This window comes from Aeromonas bivalvium, assembly GCF_046078285.1.
Taxonomy (GTDB): Bacteria; Pseudomonadota; Gammaproteobacteria; order Enterobacterales; family Aeromonadaceae; genus Aeromonas; species Aeromonas bivalvium.
Window position 1 is genome coordinate 53459 of sequence record NZ_JBGXBV010000002.1, and the last position, 16905, is coordinate 70363.

Sequence of the window (16905 nt, forward strand, 5' to 3'; positions counted from 1 at the left end):
CGCTAAAGCATGGAAAATGTGCGCGAAAACAGCAAGGGGGCGGGTCTTCAAGCGTGATCCGGCAGACCCTTTTCGATGCAGCGGATAAGCAATCGGGTCTTGCGGTTCTCCCCCTGCTGGCGGGCAGCCAGGCTCGCCAATGCCCACTCTATGTGTTCGGCCACCATGGGCAGGGCCTCTGGCAGGGCCGAACGCAGGGCAGCGAAGACCGCCTCGTCGGCCGGCCCGTTGCCAAGGGCCACCGCCAGGTTGCGGCGCCAGCGCTGATAGCCGATGCGACGGATGGGGCTGCCCTCTGTGTGCTTGAGAAACTCGGGCTCCGACCAGCCCCAGAGATCCAGCAGCTTGGGGCTGTGCAGGTTGGGACGCGGGCGAAAATCGGGCTCCGGGCTGGCATCGGCGTAGCGGTTCCAGGGGCAGATGAGCTGGCAGTCGTCGCAGCCATAGATGCGATTGCCGAGCAGGGGTCTGAGCTCGATGGGGATGGGCTCGTCACTCTCTATGGTGAGGTAGGAGATGCAGCGTCGACCGTCCACCACATAGGGCGCGACTATGGCCCCCGTGGGGCAGATATTGATGCAGGCCACGCACTTGCCGCATTGCGCTTTCTCCACCGGCTGGTCCAGGGGGAGCGGCAGGCTGAGCAGCAGCTCGCCGAGGAAGAAGAAGGAGCCGGCGGACTCATTGAGCAGGAGTGAGTGTTTGCCAACCCAGCCAAGCCCAGCCTTGGCGGCGAGAGGGCGCTCCAGCACGGGGGCCGAATCGACGAAGGGGCGCCAGCCCAGGGCCTCGCAGCGGGCCTCGATGCGCTCGCCGAGCGCCTTGAGGCGGGCGCGCAGCAGCTTGTGATAGTCGCGGCCAAGGGCATAACGGCTGATGTAGCCCAGGCTGGGGTCGCGCAGGGTGGCGGCAAAGCCCGCTTCGAACGGGAGGTAGTTCATCCGCACCGACAGCACCCGCAGGGTGCCGGGCAGCAGTTCGTGGGGGCGGGCGCGCATCATGCCGTGGCGGGCCATGTAATCCATGGAGCCGTGATAGCCCGCATCGAGCCAGGCCTGCAATCTGGGCTCTTCCAGGCTCAGATCCGTATCCGTGATGCCGGCCTGGTCAAATCCTAGCTCGCGTGCCCAGAGCTTGATATCGTGGGCCAGTTTGTCGAAATCGGGAGCCGTCATGATGCAGATCAACAGGAAAGGTGCGGGCAGTTTACCACAGCTTCGCACCGAACCGAGCCATCCTGGCGCGGCGCTACCCGAGGCGCTGTGGCGAACCGATCAGATCCGCCGGGCCGAGGTCGAGCTGGCGGGCGCCGCGGGCATCAGCCTCCATGACCTGATGGAGCGAGCCGGGAGCGCGTTGTTTGACCATGCCAGACGATACTGGCCCGAGGCGCGCCACTGGTGGATCTTCACCGGCCCCGGCAACAATGGCGGCGATGGCTTCGTGCTGGCGCGCCTGGCTCTGGCCGCCGGTCTCTCGGTACGGCTCATCGCCGCCCGTGATCCCTCGGCTCTCAAGGGGGAGGCCCACAGCGCCGCCGCCTTTGTGGCGGCGGGTGGGGAAGTGGAGCGGTTCGCCGACGACCACAGTAGCCAGGCCGGGACGAGCCCCGGGCCTGATCTGGTGATAGATGCCCTGCTTGGCAGCGGCACCCACAGGCCGCTCTCCCCGGCCATGACAGAGATTGTCGCAGCCATCAATGCCTTGCCCGCCCCTGTGCTGGCGGTGGATCTCCCTTCAGGCCTGGATGGCGATACGGGTCAGGTCCTGGGGGCCGTGGTGCAGGCGACCCGCACCCTCTGCCTGGTCGGCCTCAAGCAGGGGCTGCTGACGGGGCAGGGGCCCAGCTGGTGCGGCGAGCTGGATCTGCACCCCCTCGGCCTGGCGCTGGCGGATTGGCAGGCTCCTGCCGCCCGGCGCATCGATTACCCCGGCCTGGCGCCCCTGCTCACCCCCCGCCCCCGCAGCGCCCACAAGGGGCACCATGGTCGGGTGCTGCTGGTTGGGGGCAATCAGGGAATGGGGGGCGCCATACTGCTCGCGGCCATGGCCTGCCTGCGCTCGGGGGCCGGCCTGGTGCGGCTGTGCCAGCATCCGGCCAATCCCGCCGCCAGCCTGACTCAGCCAGAGCTGATGGGCCTGCCGGCGTCGGCACTCCTGTCTGCGGCCTCAGGTGAGGCATGCCATCCCCTGGCGCCCGCCTGGGAATCGGTGCGGGTACTGGGGCCGGGATTGGGGAGAGACGAGTGGGCGCGTCCCCTGTTCGAGGCGGCCTTGTGCCGGGATCTGCCCCTGGTATTGGATGCCGATGGGCTGAATTGGCTGGCGCAAGGGCCTCGCCATCAGGATAATTGGGTGCTCACGCCTCATCCCGCCGAGGCGGCGCGCCTGCTGGGGTGCAGCGTGGCAGAGGTGGAGGCCGATCGCTTCGCCGCTGTGGTGTCCCTGCAAGCACGCTACGGCGGCGTCGTGCTGCTCAAGGGGGCGGGAACCCTGATCGCGGACGGCCAGCATATCTGGCTCTGCCACGAGGGCAACCCGGGCATGGCGGGGGGCGGCATGGGTGACCTGTTATCTGGTATAATCGCCGCCCTTTTGGCCCAGGGGCTGGGGGCGCGCGACGCGGCCTGCCTGGGGGCCGTCATTCATGGGGAAGCTGCCGATCTGGCGGCGGCAGAAGGGGAGAGAGGCATGCTGGCATCGGACCTGTTGCCATGGATCCGCCTTCTGGCCAACCCCGATACTCCTGACAGATTAAGAAGACGATGGCAAAACAGTTGATGATAAGGCTGCCGGACGAGGCAGCGACCGTAGCCCTGGGTGGCCAGTTGGCCCAGGCCAGCGAGCAGGCGACCACAGTGTTTCTGCACGGCACCCTGGGGGCGGGCAAGACCACCCTCACCCGTGGCTGGGTGCAGGGACTCGGCCATTCAGGCAAGGTAAAGAGTCCGACCTATACACTGGTCGAACCCTATGAATTGGGTGCCTGGCAGGTCTATCACTTTGATTTGTATCGGCTGGCTGATCCAGAGGAGCTGGAATTCATGGGGATCCGTGACTACTTCGGACCCCATACCCTCTGTCTGGTGGAGTGGTCACAGAAGGGAGAGGGCTGGCTGCCCGCCCCGGATCTCGAGATAACCCTGACCTATGTAGACATGCAGCGCGAGGCCCTGCTGGTGGCCCGCACTGCGATCGGCGAAGCCATTCTGGAACGGTTGCAACCCAAGTGCGTCTGATAATTTCCCTGTTGTTTACTCTGTTGGCCTTGCCCGTCTGGGCCAATCAGCTCAAGAGCGTGCGGATCTGGCCCTCTCCCGACAACACCCGGGTGGTGCTGGATCTCGCCAGCTCGCCCCAGTTCAACTACTTCACCCTGACGGGCCCGGACCGTCTGGTCATCGACCTCAAGGGGGCCAGCAATGGCACCAATCTGGCGCGGGTCGAGAACAAGAGCGAGCTGGTGCGAAAAATCCGCGAGAGCACCCCGGTGGACAAGGGGGGCCTGCGCCTGGTGCTGGATCTCAAGTCCGCCATCAAGCCGGTGGTGTTTCCTTTGGCACCAGCTGGCCCCTATGGCCACCGGCTGGTGATCGATCTCCCCTACGAGGAGAGCACCGCCAGGCATGCGGCGCCGCCGCCCGCGGCCCCAGGCAGCAAGGTGATCATCGCCATCGATGCCGGCCATGGCGGCGAGGATCCGGGCTCCATAGGCCCACGGAAAACCTATGAGAAACGGGTGACCCTGGCGGTCTCCCAGAAGCTGGCCGCGCTCATCAACCGCGAGCCCGGGATGCAGGCGGTGATGACCCGCCGGGGCGACTACTTCGTCGACCTCAACAAGCGCTCGGAGATTGCCCGCAAATCCAAGGCGGATCTGCTGGTCTCCGTGCACGCGGACAGCTTCCACAACTCGCGTCCGCGGGGCGCCTCGGTCTGGGTGCTCTCCACCAACCGCGCCAATCGCGAGATGGGCAGCTGGCTGGAGAAGCAGGAGAAGCAGGGTGAGCTGCTTGGCGGCGTCGGCAAGGTGATCGCCGAATCGGATCCCAACCCCTATCTGGCGCGCACCTTCCTGGATCTCTCCATGGACAAGTCCCGTGCCGAGGGATATGACGTCAGCCGCCAGATCCTCAAGGAGATGGGACGGGTTGCCCGCCTGCACAAGTCGGCCCCCGAGCACGCCAGTCTGGCGGTGCTCAAGGCGCCAGACATCCCCTCTGTGCTGGTGGAGACGGGCTTCATCTCCAACCACGAAGAGGAGAAGCTGCTGGCCAGTACCGCCTATCAGAACAAGCTGGCCCAGGCCATCTTCCAAGGCATTCGCAACTACTACCGGGCGCATCCCACCAAGGGCCCCATCATGGCGGGCAAGGTGAGCAGCTCCCCGACCCGCACGGTGCAGCGCCCCGTCAGCCAGGTGGCACCGGCCAGCCAGTCGGCGCGCGCCGCCGCCCCCGTGGTGGGCGTGGCCAGTGCTTCCGGGGCCGGGATCATCAAACCGGTGGCCAGCCTGCCCGGCAATGGTGCGCTGAGCACCATCGACAAGCAGCGCAGCATCCGGCACGTGGTGAAGCGCGGTGAGAGCCTGTCGCGCCTGGCCGAGCGCCACGGCATCCCCATGTCCCGACTGGCGAAATACAACAATCTGAAATCCAACGAGATCCAGATTGGTCAGGTGCTTTATATCCCCAGAGGATAAGGGGTGACGAGCCGTATCTTGCCGCCGGCAAGGTGGCGGTATGGCTCCCCTTTCTGGAGGACACCCGCGCCCCCCAAGGTCAATCATCAGGAGTAAGCGATGCCGATCCGTATTTTACCTCCTATTCTTGCCAACCAGATTGCCGCAGGCGAGGTCGTGGAGCGCCCCTCCTCCGTGGTGAAGGAGCTGGTGGAGAACAGCCTGGATGCGGGGGCGAACCGGATCGAGATCGACATCGACAAGGGGGGCGCCAAGCTGATCCGCATCCGTGACAACGGCTGCGGCGTGGCGCAAGACGAACTGGTGCTGGCACTGTCGCGCCACGCCACGTCCAAGGTGGCGACCCTGGATGATCTGGAGGGCATCAACAGCCTGGGCTTTCGTGGCGAGGCGCTCGCCTCCATCAGCTCCGTCTCCCGTCTCACCTTCACTTCCCGCACCCAGGCGCAGTCAGAGGCCTGGCAGGCCCAGGCCGAGGGGAGGGAGATGGACGTCACCATCAAGCCGGCGGCCCATCCGGTCGGGACCACGGTCGAGGTGGTGGATCTCTTCTTCAACACCCCGGCGCGGCGCAAGTTCATGCGCAGCGAAAAGACCGAGTTTGCCCATATCGACGAGCTGGTGCGCCGCATCGCCCTGTCGCGCTTCGATGTCACCCTGCTGCTGCGCCACAACGACAAGCTGGTGCGCCAGTATCGCGCCGCCAGCACGATAGCGGAGCAGGAGCGCCGTCTCGCCGCCGTGTGTGGCAGCCCCTTCATGCACCATGCGCTGGCCATCGAGAGCGAGCACAGCGACGTGCGACTGCGGGGCTGGCTGGCGACCCCGGCCGGGGCCAGGCCCCAGAACGATCTGCAGTACACCTATGTCAACGGTCGCATGATGCGCGACAAGCTGATCAATCATGCCATCCGCCAGGCCTATGACGAGCTGCTGCCCGCCGGCAGCCACGCGGCCTATGTGCTCTACATTGAGCTGGATCCCCGCCAGGTGGATGTCAACGTCCATCCGGCCAAGCATGAGGTGCGCTTCCATCAGGCGCGGCTCATCCACGATTTCATCTACCAGGCGCTCTTTGCCGCCCTGCATCGGGCCAGGGAAGAGGCCCCCCTGGCCATGAGCGAGGTGACCCTGCCGGTGGCCGAGCCGCCCGAGTACCCGGGCCAGGCCCCGCGCACCGACTGGTACGGCGCCGAGCATGGCTATCGTGCCCCCGCCGCCGTGCGCGAGGAGGGGGCCGGTGAACGGGGGGGAGCCCCTGCCGGCGGGGGCGGCGCGGACAGGGCGGGGCAAGCGGCGCACGCGCACGGGGCCATCACGGGCCATGGCGTCGGTTTGGCCGAGGCCCCGAGCCGGGAGGCGCTGCGGGGCATGCAGGCCCTGCTCACCACGCTGCCCGAATCCGGGGAGGCTGGCCCGGTCAGGGACGAGCCCCAGAGCGGGCAAGTGGCCCGGGCACTCTCTCTGGTCGAGGGGCGCTACCTGCTGCTGGAGCAAGGGGGGCGGCTCGCCCTGCTGCGGCTGGTGGCGGCGGAGCGCCGACTGCTGCGGCACTGGCTGCAAGATGGCTGGGGGCAGGGGCTCGCGGCCCAGCCCCTGCTGCTGCCCGTCTCCTTCAAGCTGGCCAAATCCCAGCAGCAGGTGGCCAACGAGCAGGAAATCTTGCTCAAACGGCTGGGGCTGGAGTTGAAAAGCGGGGGGCGCGACACCATGATCCTGACTCGGGTGCCCGCCTTGCTGCGCCAGACCGACCTGGCCCGGCTGCTGCCCGAGTTGTTGCAGCTGGTGGAAGGGCTCGGGGCGGCCGACGACCAGGAGCAGGCCCAGGTGCTCTGCCAGTGGCTGGTGGAGCAAGGGCTGGCCGCAGACAAGCAATATGATTTTGCCAGTGCCAACCGCCTGCTGGGGGAGCTGGCCCATCTGCCCGGGGAGCCCTTCGCCGACAGGCGGCTGCTGCGCCCCCTGTCCCTGGCTGCCACCCTGGCCGAATTTGATGGCGAGTGAGAACGCGCCCGGTATTCCCGCCCAAGGGCGGGGAGTGATGCCGGGGCCCGCCTGCCAAGACGACCCTGTATTTTGCCCTGTGAGAGGAAGCTGAACGTGAGCGAGTTGCCGAGCGCGATTTTTTTGATGGGGCCTACCGCCTCCGGCAAGACGGATCTCGCCATCGAACTGTGTCAGGCCCTGCCCTGCGACATCATCAGCGTGGATTCCGCCCTCATCTATCGCGGCATGGATATCGGCACCGCCAAGCCCAGCGCCGATGAGCTCAGGCTCGCCCCCCATCGCCTGATCGACATCCTGGATCCCGCCCTGAGCTATTCGGCGGCAGACTTTTGTCGCGACGCCTTGCGTGAAATGGCCGAGATAGCCGGTCGTGGCCGCATCCCGTTGCTGGTGGGCGGGACCATGCTCTATTTCAAGGCGCTGCTGGAGGGGCTCTCTCCCTTGCCGTCCGCCGATCCGGCCATCCGCGCCGAGATTGAGGCCGAGGCCCAGCGCATCGGCTGGCAGGCGCTGCACGACGAACTGGTGCGCATCGACCCCGTGGCCGGTGCCCGCATCCACCCCAATGATCCCCAGCGCCTGAGCAGGGCACTCGAGGTCTATCGCATCAGCGGCAAGACCCTCACCGAGCTGACCCGGGTGCAGGGGGAGGGGCTGCCTTATCGGGTGCATCAGTTTGCCATCGCCCCTGCCGATCGGAGCCTGCTTCATGAGCGTATCGAGCGGCGCTTCGATCTCATGCTGGCACAGGGGTTCGAAGAGGAGGTCAGGGCCTTGCGCGCCCGGGGCGATCTCACCCCCGACCTACCCTCTATCCGCTGCGTTGGCTACCGCCAAATGTGGGACTACCTGGCCGGGGAACTGGAGTATGATGAGATGCGTTATCGTGGCATCGTTGCCACTCGTCAGCTTGCTAAACGGCAGATGACCTGGTTGCGGGGCTGGCCTGATGTCACCTGGTTGGGATCTGGTGAGTCTGACAACCTCGCCAGGGTCGTCGCCAGCGCTGGTGCGGCTTGACACTCCCTGTATAATCAGGTTGTTATAGTGATATCCGGTGTTTAAAAACTACAAACTATAAGGAAAAAAGAAGATGGCTAAGGGGCAATCTCTCCAAGACCCGTTTTTGAATGCGCTGCGCCGTGAGCGGATTCCTGTTTCTATCTATTTGGTGAACGGCATCAAGTTGCAGGGTCAGATCGAATCGTTTGACCAGTTTGTCATCTTGCTGAAGAACACAGTGAGCCAGATGGTTTACAAGCACGCCATCTCTACCGTGGTGCCGGCCCGTGCCGTCAATCATCACCAGCATGTCGCCACCGGCCAGGGTGATGAGCAGTCCGGTGACAGCGAGGCGTGAGCCGACGCGGCGAGCCCGCTCGCCATACAGATCCCATGAATTCCGTTAAGGAGTCAGCGCTTGTTTGACCGTTATGAAGCAGGCGAACAGGCCGTATTGGTGCATGTCAACTTCAGCGATGAGGGTGAACGTGAGGATCTCGAAGAGCTCAAGATGTTGGTGAGCTCAGCCGGGGTCAACACGCTGGGGGTGGTGACTACCAGCCGCAGTGCGCCAAGTGCCAAGTTTTTTGTCGGCAGCGGCAAGGCGGAAGAGATCGCAGCCGAGGTGCAGTCCCTGGATGCGGACGTGGTCATCTTCAATCATGCCCTGACCCCGGCCCAGGAGCGTAACCTGGAGCGGCTGTTCCAGTGCCGGGTGGTCGACAGAACCGGCCTCATTCTCGATATCTTCGCCCAGCGCGCCCGAACCCATGAAGGTAAACTTCAGGTCGAACTTGCCCAGTTACGCCATCTCTCTACCCGGCTGGTTCGCGGTTGGACCCACCTGGAGCGTCAGAAAGGCGGTATCGGCCTGCGCGGACCAGGTGAAACCCAGCTCGAAACAGACCGTCGTCTGCTGCGTGAACGCATCAAGGCCATCCTGCGCCGGCTCGACAAGGTGGCCAGGCAGCGGGAGCAAGGGCGCCGCGCCCGCAATCGCAACGAAGTGCCGACCGTTTCCCTGGTGGGTTATACCAACGCCGGAAAATCCACTTTGTTCAACGAACTTACAGCTGCCAGCGTGTATGCTGCCGATCAATTGTTCGCGACCCTGGACCCGACCCTGCGTAAAGTGGAGATCCGGGACGTGGGGGATGTGATTCTGGCGGACACGGTTGGATTTATCCGACACCTGCCCCATGATCTGGTGGCGGCCTTCAAGGCGACGCTGCAGGAGACCCGGGAAGCCGACCTCTTGCTGCACGTGGTCGACTGTGCCGACGAGCAGATGCAGGACAATATCGACGCCGTACAACGGGTACTGGCCGAGATTGAATCCGATGATCGCCCCCAGCTGATGGTCTGCAACAAGATCGACAAGCTGAGCGATCGCCCGGCCCTGCTGGAGCGCGACGATGAGGGGCGCCCTGTCCGGGTCTGGCTCTCGGCCCAGACCGGGGAGGGGCGTGAGCTGCTGTTCCAGGCCCTGACCGAGCTGCTGGCGGGGACCATGGTACACCACAGGTTGCAGTTGCCGCCTTCGGCCGCCCGGTTGCGCAGTACCCTCTATCGCCTCAAGGGGATAGAGCAGGAAGGTTTTAGCGAGGAGGGGGATTTTGTGCTGGAAGTCCGCTTGCAAGTGGCCGACTGGAACCGCCTCGTGAAGCAAGAAGGTGAAGTTTTACAACGCTTTATCATGCATTGAACCGCCATCTGGGCGATTAGGCCCGGCGGCATGATGCCGATAGAGATGACATCCATTCGCACGTATTTAAATGGAGACGCTGATGGCTTGGAATGAGCCTGGAAACAACGGCAAAGACCGTGACCCCTGGGGGAATAACGGCAAGACTCAGGGACCCCCTGATCTGGACGAGATGCTGCGCAAGTTGAGCCGCCGTTTTGGTGGCCTGTTTGGCGGCAGTGGCAAATCCGGTGGTGAGATGGGCAAGTTCGGCATCTCCATCGCCGTGCTGATCGCCGTGGTGGTGTGGGTCGTCAGCGGCTTCTATACCATTCGCGAAGCGGAGCGCGGCGTCGTGCTGCGCTTTGGCCAGTACTCTCACAACGTGGATCCCGGCCTGCGCTGGAAGCCGACCTTCATCGACCGGGTGATCCCGGTGGACGTCGAGTCCGTGCGTTCTCTGCCGGCCTCCGGTTTCATGCTGACCCAGGACGAGAACGTGGTCCGGGTCGAGATGGACGTGCAGTATCGCATCGTGGATCCCCAGGCCTACCTGTTTAGCGTGACCAACGCGGACGAGAGCCTGAGCCAGGCCACCGACAGTGCCCTGCGTTATGTGGTGGGTCACACCCGGATGGATGACGTCCTGACCACGGGTCGGGAAAAGGTCCGCCAGGAGACCTGGCAGGTGATCGACGGCATCATTGATCAATATCAGATGGGGCTTCAGATCGTCGACGTCAACTTCCTGCCTGCCCGTCCGCCGGAAGAGGTGAAAGACGCCTTCGATGACGCCATCTCAGCCCAGGAAGATGAACAGCGCTTCATCCGTGAAGCGGAAGCCTATGCCCGTGAGGCGGAGCCCAAGGCCCGTGGCCAGGTCAAGCGCCTGGAACAGGAAGCCGAGGGTTACAAGTCCCAGATCGTGCTCAAGGCCAAGGGTGAAGTGGCTCGCTTCAACGAGCTGTTGCCCCAGTATCAGGCTGCCCCCGAGTTGACTCGTGAGCGTATCTACCTGGAAACCATGGAAGAGCTGTATCAGCAGACCAACAAGGTGGTGGTGGACATGCCGGCTGGCAACAACAGCATGATCTACCTGCCGCTCGACAAGCTCTCCGGCAAGGCGAATGCGGTGCAAGCTGCGCGTCCTGCAGGCAGCGCTGTGGTTGAATCGACCCCGGTGTCCAACGAGGGAGCCAACTCCACCCCGACTCCGCTGCGTAGCGGCGACCGTTTCAGCTCAGGGAGAAACTAATAGATGAAAAAACTAGCTATTGGTGTTATCGCTGTGGCCGCCATGGTCTGCTTCTCCTCCGTCTTCATCGTCGATGAAGGGCAGAAGGGGATAGTCGTGCAGTTTGGCAAGGTGAAGCGGGTTGAATCCGGCGAGCCGCGGCTCTATGAGCCTGGCCTGCACTTCAAGGTGCCGCTCATCGATCAGGTGCGCAAGATGGATGCCCGTATCCAGACCCTGGAAGGCCAGGCGGATCGCTTCGTGACCTCCGAGAAGAAAGACCTCATCATCGACTCCTATGTGAAGTGGAAGATAGAGGACTTCTCCAAGTACTACCTGGCCACAGGTGGTGGCAACAAGATCCAGGCCGAAGACCTGCTCAAGCGCAAGATCAACAACGGTCTGCGTTCCGAGATAGGTAACCGCACCATCAAGGACATCGTCTCCGGTGAGCGCAGTACCGTGATGGAAGATGCCCTGATGAAGATGGCGCGCTCCTCCGAGCTCGGCATCAAGGTGGTGGATGTGCGGATCAAGCAGATCAACCTGCCGGTGGAAGTGTCCAACTCCATCTATCAGCGGATGCGTGCCGAGCGGACTGCGGTTGCCCGTGAGCACCGCTCCCAGGGTCGCGAGCAGGCCGAAATCCTGCGGGCCGACATCGACCGCAAGGTGACCGTCATGATCGCCGACGCCGAGAGTAATGCGCGTCAGCTGCGTGGTGAAGGGGACGCCGAAGCCGCCAGGATCTATGCCGACAGCTACAAGAAGGACCCCGAGTTCTTCAGCTTCGTGCGTAGCATGGAGGCCTATCGTAAGAGCTTCGCCGGTGGCAACGACCTGATGGTGCTCAAGCCGGACAGCGAGTTCTTCCGCTACCTCAAGTCGCCGCAAGGCAGCCAGCCGTAAGCGCAGACAGTGCATGATGCAAGAGGGCCCTCAAGGGGCCCTCTTTCTATTTCTGCCGGCTCAAAGCCCGGTGTGGCGAGGGGGCGGCATGGAGTGTGAGCGGCGCCGTCTCCCAAACCATGAAAGAGCGCTCTCCAGGGGATCTCATTCTATTCTTGCTGGTTCAGAACCTCGCCGACAGTAGGCTCCCGGCCTTGTGGTCAAGGGCGCGGGGAGCGAGGAGGTTTTCTATCAGGGAGTGAGGAGGTCTTCTCCCAAATCGTGGGAGAGGGCCATGACGGCCCATGAAAAAGAGGCCGCAGCGGGCCTCTTTGTGCTGATATTGGAAAGGAAGGTTCAGGTGCTGCGTTGAACCGCCATCTGGGCCAGCTGGATCAGGGCCTGGCGGTGTTGGGTGTCCGGCAGGACCATGAGGGCGGCGATGGCCTTGTCGGCCTCTTCCCGGGCACGCTGACGGGAGTATTCCAGGGCGCCTGTGTCGTCGAGGATGGCGAGGATTTCGTCAAGGTGCGCCATGCCGTTGCGGTGTTCGATGGCATCACGAATGCGCTGGCGCTGAGCCGGGCTGCCCATCTCCATGGCGCGCAGCAGGGGCAGGGTGGGCTTGCCCTCGGCCAGATCATCACCGACGTTCTTGCCCATCTCGTCGCTCTGGGAGCAGTAATCCATCACATCATCGATGATCTGGAACGCCGTGCCCAAGTACTTGCCGTAATCTGTCATCGCCTGCTCGATGGGTTCGGGCTGTTGGGTCAGCACGGCGGCGAGCCGGGTGGCGGCTTCGAACAGCTTGGCGGTCTTGCAGTAGATGACCGTCATGTAGCTCTGTTCCGTGGTGTCCGGATCGTTGCAATTCATCAGCTGCATCACCTCGCCTTCGGCGATGGTGTTGGTGGCGTCGGACAGTATCTCCATTACCCGCAGGTCGGCGAGCTCCGCCATCATCTGGAAGGAGCGGCTGTAGAGATAATCCCCCACCAGGACGCTGGCGGCATTGCCAAACATGGCGTTGGCGGTTTCCCGGCCGCGGCGCAGGTCGGACTCATCGACCACGTCGTCGTGCAGCAGGGTCGAGGTATGGATGAATTCGATGATGGCGGCGAGTTTGAGGTGATCTTGTCCCTCGTAACCCAGCGCCCTGGCGGCCATGACGGTCAGCATGGGGCGCATCCGCTTGCCGCCGGCACTGACAATGTAGAAACCCAGCTGATTGATCAGGCTGACATCGGACTGGAGCCGGGCCAGGATCAGCTCATTGACCGCCGTCATGTCGGCGGCACAGAGCGCTCGAATAGTCTGTTGGTCCATAAGTCTCGTAACGTGACGGGCAGCAATGTCTGCAGTTTTAGTAATGGCGGGGATTCTACACGATTTCACAATGGGTTACAGTTAAGCGTTTATTCACGGTCGGGCATATGCGCACAAAATAAACTTTTTGCTAAATTGGTCTTGCCTGAGTAGACCGATATGCGTAGAATGCCGGCCCATTGTTATAGTTTTTGTGCGGGTCTGGCCTTGAGCAAAAGACTCGCCTTTACGGAGTTAATCAAATGTACGCGGTATTCCAAAGCGGCGGAAAACAACACCGTGTGGCCGAAGGTCAAATCGTTCGTCTGGAAAAGCTGAACGTTGAGACTGGCGCTACCATCGACTTCAACGAAGTGCTGATGGTTGCTGCAGGCGACACTTTTAAAGTAGGTGCTCCTTTCGTTGAAGGTGGCAAGGTTGTAGCTGAAGTTGTGGCTCACGGCCGTGGCGAGAAAGTGACTATCGTCAAGTTCCGTCGTCGTAAGCACCATCGCAAGCAAGCGGGCCACCGTCAGTGGTTCACTGAAGTCAAAATCACTGGCATCAGCGCTTAATTCGAGAGGAATCTGAAAAATGGCACATAAAAAAGCTGGCGGTTCATCCCGTAACGGTCGCGACTCAGAAGCCAAACGTCTCGGCGTGAAGCGCTTCGGCGGCGAAACTGTACTGGCTGGCAGCATCATCGTTCGTCAGCGTGGTACCAAGTTCCACGCCGGTGAGAACGCTGGCGTGGGCAAGGACCACACCATCTTCGCAACCGCGAATGGCAAGGTGAAGTTCGAAGTTAAAGGTCCGCAGAATCGTAAATACATCAGCATCGTTGCTGAGTAATTACGGACCGCAAGGATCCGAGGCCCCGCCAGTATGGCGGGGCTTTTGTTTTTATACAGCATTTGCACGAAAAAACGGGACGCCGATGGTCTGCCGCAGGCGCCATCATCCAGATGCGTATCGCCCGCAGGGGCCTGTACCACTATAATTGCGTATCGGTTTTTCGAATTAAGGTGACGGTTACCTATGAAGTTTGTTGATGAAGTCCAGATTCGAGTCGATGCCGGTGACGGTGGTAACGGTTGTGTGAGTTTTCGCCGTGAGAAGTACATCCCCAACGGTGGCCCGGATGGTGGCGATGGTGGCGATGGTGGCGACGTTTACCTGATCGCCGACGAGAACCTGAACACCCTGATCGACTACCGTTTCGAGCGTTTTCATGCCGCCGAGCGTGGCGAGAACGGCCAGAGTGCGAACTGTACCGGTCGCCGCGGCAAGGATCTCACCCTGAAAGTGCCGGTCGGTACCCGTGCCAGCGATGAGGATACAGGTGAGCTGCTCGGCGATCTGACCCATCATGGCCAGAAGCTGCTGGTCGCCAAGGGCGGTTTCCACGGCCTTGGCAACACCCGTTTCAAGAGCTCGGTCAACCGGGCGCCGCGCCAGAAGAGCAACGGCACTCCGGGCGAGGTGCGCAGCCTCAAAATGGAACTGCTGCTGCTGGCTGACGTCGGCATGCTGGGGCTGCCCAATGCGGGCAAGTCCACCTTCATTCGCGCCGTTTCCGCCGCCCGTCCGAAAGTGGCCGACTACCCCTTCACTACCCTGGTGCCGAACCTGGGGGTAGTGCGCGGGGAGAACTCCCGCTCCTTCGTGATCGCCGATATCCCGGGTCTTATCGAGGGCGCCGCCGAGGGGGCAGGTCTCGGGATCCGCTTCCTCAAGCACCTCGAGCGTTGCCGCGTGCTGATCCATCTGGTAGATATCTGCCCGGTGGATGGTTCCGATCCGGCCGAAAATGCCCTCACCATAGTCCGGGAGCTGGAGAAGTACAGCCCTGAGCTTGCGAACAAGCCGCGCTGGCTGGTGTTCAACAAGATGGACCTGATCCTGGAAGAGGAAGCGGTCGAGGTGATGGATCGTGTCAAGGCGGCCCTGAACCATGAAGGTCCTGTCTACGCCATCACGGCCATTAGCAAGGAAGGCACCAAGAAGCTGTGCTACGACATCCTGGATCTGCTGGACACCATGCCTCGTCAGCTGGAGCAGGATGCCAAAGACGCCATCGAGAAGGTGGAGTTCAAGTGGGATGACTACCACAAGAACCAGCTGGCCCAGGCCGAAGCGGACGCAGCGGCGGCCTCCCGTGCCTTCGATGAATCCCTTGGCGACGATGACTGGGATGAAGACGATGATGACGGGGTAGAGGTCATTTACGTCCGCGATTGATAGTCGCCTTTCGTGTCATCGCATGAATACCGGAGTCCGGCAACGGACTCCGGTTTTTTTATCGAGGTGTCCAGGGATAGCGATGGACTCGAAGCGCGCCAATTGTGGGATTTGTGATGCCAGTTCTTGCCTGGCATCTTCAGCTGGTTATACTGCGCACCTGAACGCAACCTGACTGAAACAATATGCTAACACTTTGGTGTGAATCAATATGCATATCTGTTTGGGTATGTTCTGATGGACGCTTCGTCTGTGAAAATACTTATGCTGAAAATAATGCATTAAAAGCTTGTTTGTGCGTTTTTTTGGAGTATTCTTTCGCCCGTTTTGCTGGGCGGGGCATGAGTATGCAGGCGACCTGGCTAAGGAAAAGTAACATTAAGGCTGTAATACCATGCTGGAAAAGACTCTCGATGCCCCCACGGTGAATACCCGCCGTAACTTGCTGATGTTCTTGGTCCCGTCACTCATCGGGATCCTGCTGTTCATGACCCCGGTGCTCTACGACGGCAATATCACCATACCTGTGGCCGTGCTGGCCAAGACGGTGCAGGCCGTGTTCGCCGACTCCCTGGTGGCCGTGGTGAGTGGTCTCATCACCACCACCATGTTGCTGACCCTGGTCGCCTGGTTGTTCAAGCCTGCCATCCTGGTGCGTCGTCCCTTCCTCAATGCCCTGTTCAATGTCTCCCCCTTCTGGGCTTGCGTACGGGTGCTGGGTGGTATCTTTGCCCTGCTGGTCTTCTTCGGCGTCGGGCCGGAGGCGCTGCGATCCGATGCCACCGGGGGACTGGTGCTGCACGATCTGCTGCCCGTGCTGTTCTCCGTGTTCATCTTCGCCGGTCTCCTGCTGCCCCTGCTGCTGGATTTCGGACTGCTTGAGTTCATCGGCACCCTGATGACCCGCATCATGCGCCCCGTGTTCCGTCTGCCCGGCCGCTCGGCAGTGGACTGCTTCGCCTCCTGGCTCGGCGATGGCAGTGTCGGCATCCTGCTGACCAGCAAGCAGTACGAAGGCAAGTTCTACACCCAGCGGGAAGCCGCCGTCATCGGCACCACCTTCTCCGCCGTCTCCATCACCTTCTGTCTGGTGGTGATCTCCCAGGTCAAGCTGGAGCACATGTTTGTACCCTTCTATCTGACGGTCTGCCTGGCCGGCGTGGTGGCGGCCATCGTAGTGCCGCGCCTGCCGCCGCTTTCCTGGAAGAAGGATGTCTACAGTGACGGCACCCCGCTGTGCCGCAAGCAGGAGGCGGTACCCCACGAGCATAGCCTAGTGAGTTATGGCTTCGAGCGTGCCCTCAAGAAGGCCGACAGCGTCAACGATCTGGGGGCCGTGGCCCGGGAAGGGGTGAAGAATGCCCTGGATATGGTGTTTGGGGTCTTGCCCGTGGTGATGGCGATCGGAACCTGCGCCCTGCTGCTGGCCGAGCACACTCCCATCTTCAACTGGCTGGGGGCTCCTTTCATCCCATTGCTCGAGCTGCTGCAACTGCCGGAAGCGGAAGCCGCATCCAAGACCATAGTGGTGGGGTTTGCCGACATGTTCATCCCGGCGATCCTGGCCTCCAGCATAGAGAGCGAGATGACCCGCTTCGTCATCGCCGCCATGTCGGTGACCCAGCTCATCTATATGTCTGAAGTGGGTGCCCTGCTGCTGGGCAGCAAGATCCCGGTCAAGCTGTGGGAGCTGTTCGTGGTGTTCCTGCTGCGTACCCTGGTGACCCTGCCCGTGATAGCCGGGGTAGCGCACCTGCTGTTCTAAGCATTTGTCACTAGATTTTGTCAGAAAAACGGTCAACCCCAGGGTTGGCCGTTTTTTATGGCACTTTTCCACTT

Annotated in this window: 15 protein-coding genes; 13 read left to right on the forward strand and 2 right to left on the reverse strand. The window is 62.2% G+C overall.

What is annotated here, in order from left to right:
* Window positions 1–47 precede the first annotated feature (47 nt).
* The gene (queG, locus tag ACEUCR_RS07440) at window positions 48–1175 is read right to left on the reverse strand and encodes a tRNA epoxyqueuosine(34) reductase QueG (protein WP_408789194.1); all 1128 of its coding nucleotides are present in this window, start codon (window positions 1173–1175) and stop codon (window positions 48–50) included.
* On the opposite strand from queG, the gene ACEUCR_RS07445 reads away from it, so the two are divergent.
* The 9 genes from ACEUCR_RS07445 (at window position 1174) to hflC (ending at window position 11538) form a co-directional block, all read left to right on the forward strand.
* On the forward strand, window positions 1174–2781 hold the full coding sequence (locus ACEUCR_RS07445; RefSeq protein WP_408789197.1) for an NAD(P)H-hydrate dehydratase: 1608 nt from the start codon (window positions 1174–1176) through the stop codon (window positions 2779–2781). The two genes, queG and ACEUCR_RS07445, sit on opposite strands and share 2 nt — an antisense overlap.
* Entirely contained in the window at window positions 2766–3239 is a 474-nt protein-coding gene (gene tsaE, locus ACEUCR_RS07450; protein WP_111874113.1) for a tRNA (adenosine(37)-N6)-threonylcarbamoyltransferase complex ATPase subunit type 1 TsaE, read from the forward strand. Before ACEUCR_RS07445 ends, tsaE begins: the two co-directional genes overlap by 16 nt.
* On the forward strand, window positions 3230–4702 hold the full coding sequence (locus ACEUCR_RS07455) for an N-acetylmuramoyl-L-alanine amidase (protein ID WP_111874112.1): 1473 nt from the start codon (window positions 3230–3232) through the stop codon (window positions 4700–4702). Before tsaE ends, ACEUCR_RS07455 begins: the two co-directional genes overlap by 10 nt.
* Window positions 4703–4801: 99 nt before the next feature.
* A complete protein-coding gene (gene mutL / locus ACEUCR_RS07460; RefSeq protein WP_408789200.1) occupies window positions 4802–6706 on the forward strand; it encodes a DNA mismatch repair endonuclease MutL in 1905 nt (634 codons plus the stop codon).
* 105 nt (window positions 6707–6811) lie between these two features.
* Window positions 6812–7729, forward strand: coding sequence for a tRNA (adenosine(37)-N6)-dimethylallyltransferase MiaA (gene miaA, locus ACEUCR_RS07465; protein WP_408747501.1), 918 nt, complete (start codon window positions 6812–6814; stop codon window positions 7727–7729).
* 73 nt (window positions 7730–7802) lie between these two features.
* Complete coding sequence (gene hfq / locus ACEUCR_RS07470; protein WP_041992785.1) at window positions 7803–8069, forward strand: RNA chaperone Hfq; 267 nt, start codon at window positions 7803–7805, stop codon at window positions 8067–8069.
* Between the two features lie 60 nt (window positions 8070–8129).
* The gene (gene hflX / locus ACEUCR_RS07475; protein ID WP_041992787.1) at window positions 8130–9416 is read left to right on the forward strand and encodes a ribosome rescue GTPase HflX; all 1287 of its coding nucleotides are present in this window, start codon (window positions 8130–8132) and stop codon (window positions 9414–9416) included.
* An 82-nt stretch (window positions 9417–9498) separates the two neighbouring features.
* Window positions 9499–10650, forward strand: coding sequence for an FtsH protease activity modulator HflK (hflK, locus tag ACEUCR_RS07480; RefSeq protein WP_408789203.1), 1152 nt, complete (start codon window positions 9499–9501; stop codon window positions 10648–10650).
* 3 nt (window positions 10651–10653) lie between these two features.
* Entirely contained in the window at window positions 10654–11538 is an 885-nt protein-coding gene (gene hflC / locus ACEUCR_RS07485) for a protease modulator HflC (protein ID WP_041992793.1), read from the forward strand.
* A 336-nt stretch (window positions 11539–11874) separates the two neighbouring features.
* On the opposite strand, the gene ispB is transcribed toward hflC, so the two are convergent.
* A complete protein-coding gene (gene ispB / locus ACEUCR_RS07490; protein WP_041992797.1) occupies window positions 11875–12846 on the reverse strand; it encodes an octaprenyl diphosphate synthase in 972 nt (323 codons plus the stop codon).
* Window positions 12847–13088: 242 nt separating this feature from the next.
* Between ispB and rplU the strand changes: the two genes are divergently transcribed.
* The 4 genes from rplU to ACEUCR_RS07510 all read left to right on the forward strand — a co-directional run bounded on the left by rplU (window position 13089) and on the right by ACEUCR_RS07510 (window position 16831).
* The gene (gene rplU / locus ACEUCR_RS07495) at window positions 13089–13400 is read left to right on the forward strand and encodes a 50S ribosomal protein L21 (RefSeq protein WP_005304210.1); all 312 of its coding nucleotides are present in this window, start codon (window positions 13089–13091) and stop codon (window positions 13398–13400) included.
* A gap of 19 nt (window positions 13401–13419) precedes the next feature.
* Window positions 13420–13677: a 50S ribosomal protein L27 gene (gene rpmA, locus ACEUCR_RS07500; protein ID WP_041992803.1), complete on the forward strand. Its 258-nt coding sequence runs from the start codon at window positions 13420–13422 to the stop codon at window positions 13675–13677.
* A 186-nt stretch (window positions 13678–13863) separates the two neighbouring features.
* Window positions 13864–15066, forward strand: a complete 1203-nt coding sequence (cgtA, locus tag ACEUCR_RS07505) for an Obg family GTPase CgtA (RefSeq protein WP_041992805.1) — start codon at window positions 13864–13866, stop codon at window positions 15064–15066.
* A 394-nt stretch (window positions 15067–15460) separates the two neighbouring features.
* On the forward strand, window positions 15461–16831 hold the full coding sequence (locus ACEUCR_RS07510) for a YjiH family protein (RefSeq protein WP_041992807.1): 1371 nt from the start codon (window positions 15461–15463) through the stop codon (window positions 16829–16831).
* Window positions 16832–16905: the final 74 nt, after the last annotated feature.